At 60.9% G+C, this 6,460-nt stretch carries 4 protein-coding genes and 1 pseudogene; 2 read left to right on the top strand and 3 right to left on the bottom strand.

All coding sequences use genetic code 11. The features are described 5' to 3' along the window. Positions 1–2,565 (top strand): annotated as a pseudogene (gene traA, locus EOA28_RS20505) (Ti-type conjugative transfer relaxase TraA); the annotation flags it as partial. A gap of 5 nt (positions 2,566–2,570) precedes the next feature. On the opposite strand, the gene EOA28_RS20500 reads toward traA, so the two are convergent. From EOA28_RS20500 to EOA28_RS20490, 3 genes are all read right to left on the bottom strand, one after another. Next, entirely contained in the window at positions 2,571–3,035 is a 465-nt protein-coding gene (locus tag EOA28_RS20500) for a hypothetical protein (RefSeq protein WP_127252063.1), read from the bottom strand. 1,550 nt (positions 3,036–4,585) lie between these two features. Beyond that, positions 4,586–4,999, bottom strand: a complete 414-nt coding sequence (locus tag EOA28_RS20495) for a hypothetical protein (RefSeq protein ID WP_127252062.1) — start codon at positions 4,997–4,999, stop codon at positions 4,586–4,588. Positions 5,000–5,507: 508 nt separating this feature from the next. Next, complete coding sequence (locus tag EOA28_RS20490) at positions 5,508–5,723, bottom strand: hypothetical protein (RefSeq protein ID WP_127252061.1); 216 nt, start codon at positions 5,721–5,723, stop codon at positions 5,508–5,510. Between the two features lie 212 nt (positions 5,724–5,935). Here EOA28_RS20490 and EOA28_RS20485 point away from each other — a divergent pair, with 212 nt between their 5' ends. Beyond that, a complete protein-coding gene (locus tag EOA28_RS20485; RefSeq protein ID WP_127252060.1) occupies positions 5,936–6,169 on the top strand; it encodes a hypothetical protein in 234 nt (77 codons plus the stop codon). The last annotated feature ends 291 nt before the right edge of the window (positions 6,170–6,460 follow it).

Genomic DNA, 6,460 nt, shown 5'->3' with positions numbered 1-6,460 from the left:
GAACAGCACTGAAATGGTCGAGCGCTGGCGCGAGCGATGGGCGGGGCTTGCCAATGAGCGCCTTGCCGAACTCGACATCGACGCCCGCATCGATCATCGCAGTCTGGAAGCGCAGGGCATTGCCTTGGAGCCGCAAACCCAGATTGGAGCACCGGCCCAACGCATTGAGGGAAGCGGCCTTGACGCTGTCGACCTTGAAGCCGATCGCGCCGAGCTGCATCGTGAGATCGCGCGCAACAATGGCGCACGCATCATCGCCGACCCTTCCGTGGCGCTGGATGCCATCACGCATCAGCAATCGACCTTTACGCGAAAAGACATCGCCAAGTTTGCGCATCGCCACAGCGACGGAATCGAGCAGTTCAACGATGTAATGGGAGCCATCAGCGCAGCGCCCGACCTAGTCGAACTTGGGAGGACAGACGCGCAGAAGACCGCTTCACCACACGGCAAATGATCGAAACCGAACAGCGCCTGCATCATGCGGCGGAACGCATGGCTGCAGAGGGACAGCATGCGGTGAGTGAGCCGGTTCGTGCGACGGCTGTGGCGCATGCCAGGCAGCGCGGCCTTATTCTGTCAGGCGAGCAGAGCGATGCGCTGGAGCACATCACGGACGGCCGCGGTCTTGGTGTCGTTGTCGGTTTTGCCGGAACGGGCAAGAGTGCCATGCTGGGTGTTGCGCGCCAGGCATGGGCAGGGGCGGGCTACGAGGTTCGAGGTGCTGCACTCTCCGGCATCGCGGCCGAGAATCTCGAGAGCGGTTCCGGCATCTCTTCTCGCACCATCGCCAGCTTGGAACATGGCTGGGGGCAGGGCCGCGATCTGCTCACAGCTCGTGATGTCCTGGTGATCGACGAGGCAGGCATGGTCGGCACGCGCCAGTTGGAGCGCGTGCTCTCCCATGCCGCGGACGCTGGCGCTAAGGTCGTGCTGGTCGGCGATCCGCAGCAGTTGCAGGCGATCGAGGCCGGCGCCGCGTTCCGCTCACTCCACGAGCGTTATGGCGGCGTCGAGATCGGCCAGGTGCGCCGACAGCGCGAGGACTGGCAGCGTGATGCCACCCGCGATTTGGCAACCGGCAAGATCGGCGCTGCGATCGGCGCCTATGAGGCACAAGGCATGGTGCACCAGGCCGCGTCGCGCGATGAGGCGCGCAGCGATCTTGTCGCGCGCTGGGACCGCGATAGGCAGGCAGAGCCCCGAGCAAGCCGGATCATTCTCACCCACACTAACGACGAAGTGCGCGCGCTCAACCAGGCAGCGCGGGAGCGCATGCGCGCTGCCGCAGCTCTCGGCGATGAGGTTCAGGTGGGTGTAGAACGCGGTGCGAGAAACTTTGCGAGCGGCGACCGGTTCATGTTCCTGCGCAATGAGCGGGGGCTCGGCGTCAAGAACGGCACGCTCGGCGTTATCGAAGAGGTCACCACACAAAGCATGACGGTTCAAACCGACGACGGCAGGTCTGTGAGCTTTGACCTGAAAGACTATGCTCATATCGACCACGGCTATGCCGCGACCATTCACAAGGCCCAGGGCATGACCGTCGACCGCACCCATGTGCTGGCGACGCCAGGCATGGACGTCCATGGCAGCTACGTTGCCCTGACGCGGCATCGCGACGGGATGGACATGCATTACGGCAGCGATGACTTTGCGACCCGCGAACGGCTCCTCCGGACGCTGTCACGCGACCGCGCCAAGGACATGGTATCGGATTACGACCAGATCGACCCGGCGCAGACCTTTGCCGAGCGACGCGGGATCACCTTCCGCCAGCGTGTGGCCGAGATCGTGCGCCGGATCCTTCCGGAGAAGGTCCGCGACAGAATCGGCGGGCTGCTCGACGGGTTGGGCGCGCCTGGAGGAGCGGAGGCCGGTCAGGACCGTGGGCATCAGTCGGGAAGGGAAGACGGTCGAGCGCAAAACGGTGATGCCGCGCCTGGAAGAGAAGCTGCCGCCAGAGGAGCGCTGCGCGAGGCGGATACGCCGGTGGATCCGGAAGCGGCGTTGCGCAGCGCTCGCACGGAGGCGCTTGTGCGCCACGCGCGTGCCCTCGAAGCCGTTATCCGCACCGGAAATGCGGACGGGCAGGGGACGCCTGAGCAGATGCGTGAATTGAGAGATACGCGCGACGCTTTCGGGAGAGTTCGGCCTCATGGCTGGCGCGATGCCGAAGCGGCCTATGTCAAGAACCCTGAGCTGATCCGTGAAGCGGCGGCCGGTCGCGTCAACCGCATAGTGCTTGCTCTTCAGCTTGAAACCGAAATCCGCATTGGACCGGAAGCAGGTCCAATCGGCCGCGCCGACCGTTTCGTGGACCGCTGGCAAAAGCTCCACCGGACAAGCCAGGACCAATACCAGGCCGGTGACATGTCCGGCTACAAGTCAACGCGCTCGGCCATGTCCGCTATGGCCAAGAGCCTCGAGCGCGATCCGCAACTGGAATCACTACTCGCCAATCACAAAAAAGCGCTTGGCATCCAGGTCGAATCCGGCCGGCGGCTGGGTGTGGAACTCGGGTTCAACCACGGCATTGGCAGGGGGCGTGGCATAGGAATCTAAACTTGTTACGAAATCCGCCAGAGCCGCATCGACCTTCGAAGCTTAAACCTCCTCTGATGTTCGCCGCCAGACAGGCCATCAGGGAAGCGCTGACGCCGCAGCGGCGGAAGGGTTGGACGCCATGCCCCTGACGATAGTTTGGAACCGATGGCGCGGTAAACCACGCGCATTGCATCGAGCCCGCCGTTCCCTTGCGACGTCCACCGGGTTGCCGAGCAATGCGTTATTCGGATAGGCATTTGCCACAGCCAGTCGCTGACGATGGTTCGTATGAGGTCCGCTCTCGTGAGCCCCATTTCTTCCGCCACGTTCGACAAGGGCTCCTGTACGCTCGGCTCAAGGACCAGCCCGGCTACGTTTCGGAGCATCAAGGCTGCTCGTCGGAGCATGACCTGAGGGTCCGCCCGGGACACCTCGGCGATTTGATTGGCCGCGCATTCCAAATCGGCGGCGATGTCATAACGGCTCATGTCGGCCTCCAGCTATAGGTAGTGCTCGCCCTCCGCCCGGTGTTCAAAGCAGAGCCAGTGGGGTGCCTGCTTCGGCTGCGCAAACCCCCAGCCGGCATCCTTGGCGCAACCTTCGTGTTCCCAGATATGATGCTGGACGCCGGGCCGAGTGGCATATTCAGGTCTTTGCACTCGGATTTTGTCGCCCATATACAACAGTGAACAAAATGAGAACAAATCTGTCACGCGCCTCTTGACCGGAGCCGCTGCCGTTCCTCATTCCAGGTCATGCCCGAGCAACCCGAGAAGCGGCCTAGAGGTGCCGCATGGACACTGACGCATGCCCATGACGCGGGGCAGGTGGCGGGCATCCGCTGCGCCCGCTGCAGGGTCACGCGCTTCTACAAACCGGCAGGCTTCAGGAGGTGATCGGGAACGTCACGATTGACGAGGTACGCGAGAAGGTGCGGTGCCAAACGTGCAAGAGCAGAGAGTGGATGAGCGCCCAGCTCTTTCATCCGACCGGAGAGCAGGCGCACACCAACGGCACAGGCGGCTCGTGGAAATCAGGTGGGTAAAGCGGGTCATCTGGCGGGACGAGTAGACAAGGTTGCCGCGAATGCGCGCTGTGCGAGGCCGCTCTTTCATCGACCTATGTCTCGGCAACGGAAGCCTATCTTGCGGCCAAATGGGGCATCACGATCTAAAAGTTCAGGCGGCCGATGTCCTCGTCTGCCTTGGGCAAAGGCAGCAGCTTCCGGCGAGGAGTCGGCCGCTTGCGTTCTTCGATAGCTTTCAGGCGGGAGATCGTTTCCAGCCGTTCGCATTCCTTCCCAAGGGCATCCTCGTCCTGAGCAAGCTTGGTGCGCCTGGCTATCTCGCGCCGGAATGGCTTCCCGGATGAAACTTGCGATCGGCTCGTCCAGGGCGAGCAATTTGTCGCTGGTCGCAATTGTGCCTTCAGGCATCTTCGCTGCCAGAAGTTCGGGGAGTTTGCCGCTACGTTTGACCTTGCCACCCTTGTGCATGCCGGGGCGGATTTTCATTGGAAGGGACGGGTCTGCAAAATCTTTTCCAAGCTCCGGACAGGGGAATGGAAATTCTACTGGCAGACAAGCGCCCTCAACTACCCACCAGGTCCTCCTCGGTAAGCGCTCGGTTCTGCCGAATGCCAGGAGCGGTCATATATCCCGCCCGGGTGGGGCGACCTCTCTGGAGTTCGCCATGGGCCGGAATACCCCTTCGTTGAAGACACGCTTGGCAAAAAGCTGAGGGCCGGCACCGGCCTATCCGTCTACTGCCTCACATGCCAGCGCCGCGCCGTTCTCGACGTCACCGCGCTGGCCAGGCGGTTCGGGCCAGACCAGCCATGTTTGCACTGGGACTTGCTCAAGATCATCTTCTGCAGCGAGTGCCGTGGCGCCGGCCGGGAAGACCGCAATCTGCAGTTCACAAACTATGCCGTGACGCCAGAGCAGCGGAAGGGCTGGACGCCTTGCCCGTAACCAGCCCTATGACCTCAGTCCATCTGACGGAGGCCGTAACGCCACACCACTCGGTGAAGCAAATTGCTACTCGACCTTCACGTTGATCATGATGCTGTATGATGCGCCATCGTATGTGTGTACCGACAAGGCGACTTGATCCTGCCCCTTGAACCCCGGGCTCGATCGGTACAGCACCTTTATGCCGTCCACCTTACGGAAATTGCATTTCCATCGAATGTTGCTTTTGGTGAAATGGGGAAATGTCTTTGCATTGAGGATCGAGATCTTCCCATGGCTCGGTCCTGAAACCGCCTTCAGATCGACAGGGCCCGCGTTGGAGCAGTCTGGGTTAACACTAGCGCCGTCATAAACATTGATTTCTTTCCCCGATAGCGCTGTCCTTTCAAGGGTTTTCGTATTTCCCCACGCGGCGGCCTGGCCTGCACCAAGCCCCCAAAAAACAAGCGCAATCCCAAGAGCAGTAACGCGGTAGACCATTTTTGTTGCCCCTTCGTTTGAGGTAGATACCCCCTGGGACGGTTGTAAACGGGCCTTAGCAAAACGCCACGATCCATTTCTTCAGTGGCATCAAATGATTGTTATTTGGTCCTACGGTAATAACCGGATTCTGAGCGAGTCTTTGAAAATCGATCGATGCCCCGGAAGAAACTGGTCGTAACGTGGAGAAGCAGCGGAACGGCTGGAAGCGAGGGCTCCTCCGTCGCCGCTGGTACATCCGCAGTCGGCGACGGAGGTCGGAAGCGGCCCGGCACGCTGACGGGGTAGGCCAGTGAGCGCCGGGCCTAACCGGGGGACTTCGGCTCGCGCAAATATACTCCTCTGCCCAAATAGAAGGCACATATCCATAAGGACGACGAGGGAGTAGCCACAGCCCGTCTCATCTCGGGACCGAATTGCTGGCATCAATTTTGCAACAGCCAAATTGCTGGCAAGGGGGATACTCTTCGCATGCGATTGTCTACTCAGCCTGGGCGGAAGCCCAGGATCACCGAAATGCATATACTCGGCGCCACTCCAGATCGACGATGTTCAGATCGATGAGAACGGCGATGTGACCGTCTCGATTATTGCTGACGACATCTACTCGAAGCAATCGAAACAGCGCTATCAGATCACACTCACCGAAGCCGAGATCGGCATTCTCTTCCGTCGCGCCGAACGGTGCTTGCGAGCCTGATGCTTGCCGATAAGCCCGCCGCATGCACGATCCGCGGGGGCATGCTCGACCGCAACACACAGCGGCCCGACAGGTCCACGCGTTGGGGTGCGTTGGGTTGAACCGCCGGGCCTAGCCGACTCGGGGTGGCGTAGAGGGAGTCGGCCGATGCAGAGGTTACATTAGCAAGACTGCATGAATATCACGGTTGGTTACATTTCACCGATTTGGTAGTGTCGACCCAAGCGCAGGGATGCATGACCATCAACGACGACATAGCTCGGGTCGAACAACACATTCGCGAGATTGAGGCGCGAATAGAGCGCCAGCGCGGGACAATCACTCAGGCGGAGGAAGCTGGCTTGCCGACAGAAGGGCCACGCAATTTCCTATGGTTCCTGAGAGAGACGTTGAGCCTGAGCCGCGATCATCTGGCCCGACTGATCACCGATGAAGCCATGGCTTCCCGCAATTCTGGAAATTCAACCTGAGACACCGCGGCATGCGCGACAGTGATTTGACCGAGCGGCCTGGAAAGGGCTGGACGCCATGGGAACGCGGTCCCGGCCAGGTCAAGATTGAGGCGATCTGGTGGGACGCGAGAGCGCTTCATTTCCCCAAGCTGAATTGTAGCTGCTGGTTTTCAGGATCCGAACTCGTCGGCATCGAGCATTGGGATATCGCGGCGACAAATGGTGCATGCGCAAGCCGCTGGACGATCACCCGCCATTGCCGGAGAAGTTCAAGCGCGAGCGGGAACGCGCGCACCAGGAAGCGCTCGA

Origin of the sequence: Mesorhizobium sp. M2A.F.Ca.ET.067.02.1.1, from assembly GCF_004023285.1 — a bacterium.
Taxonomy (GTDB): domain Bacteria; phylum Pseudomonadota; class Alphaproteobacteria; order Rhizobiales; family Rhizobiaceae; genus Mesorhizobium.
The sequence above is the reverse complement of the archived record's forward strand: the minus strand, read 5'-3'. Positions and strand labels throughout refer to the sequence as shown.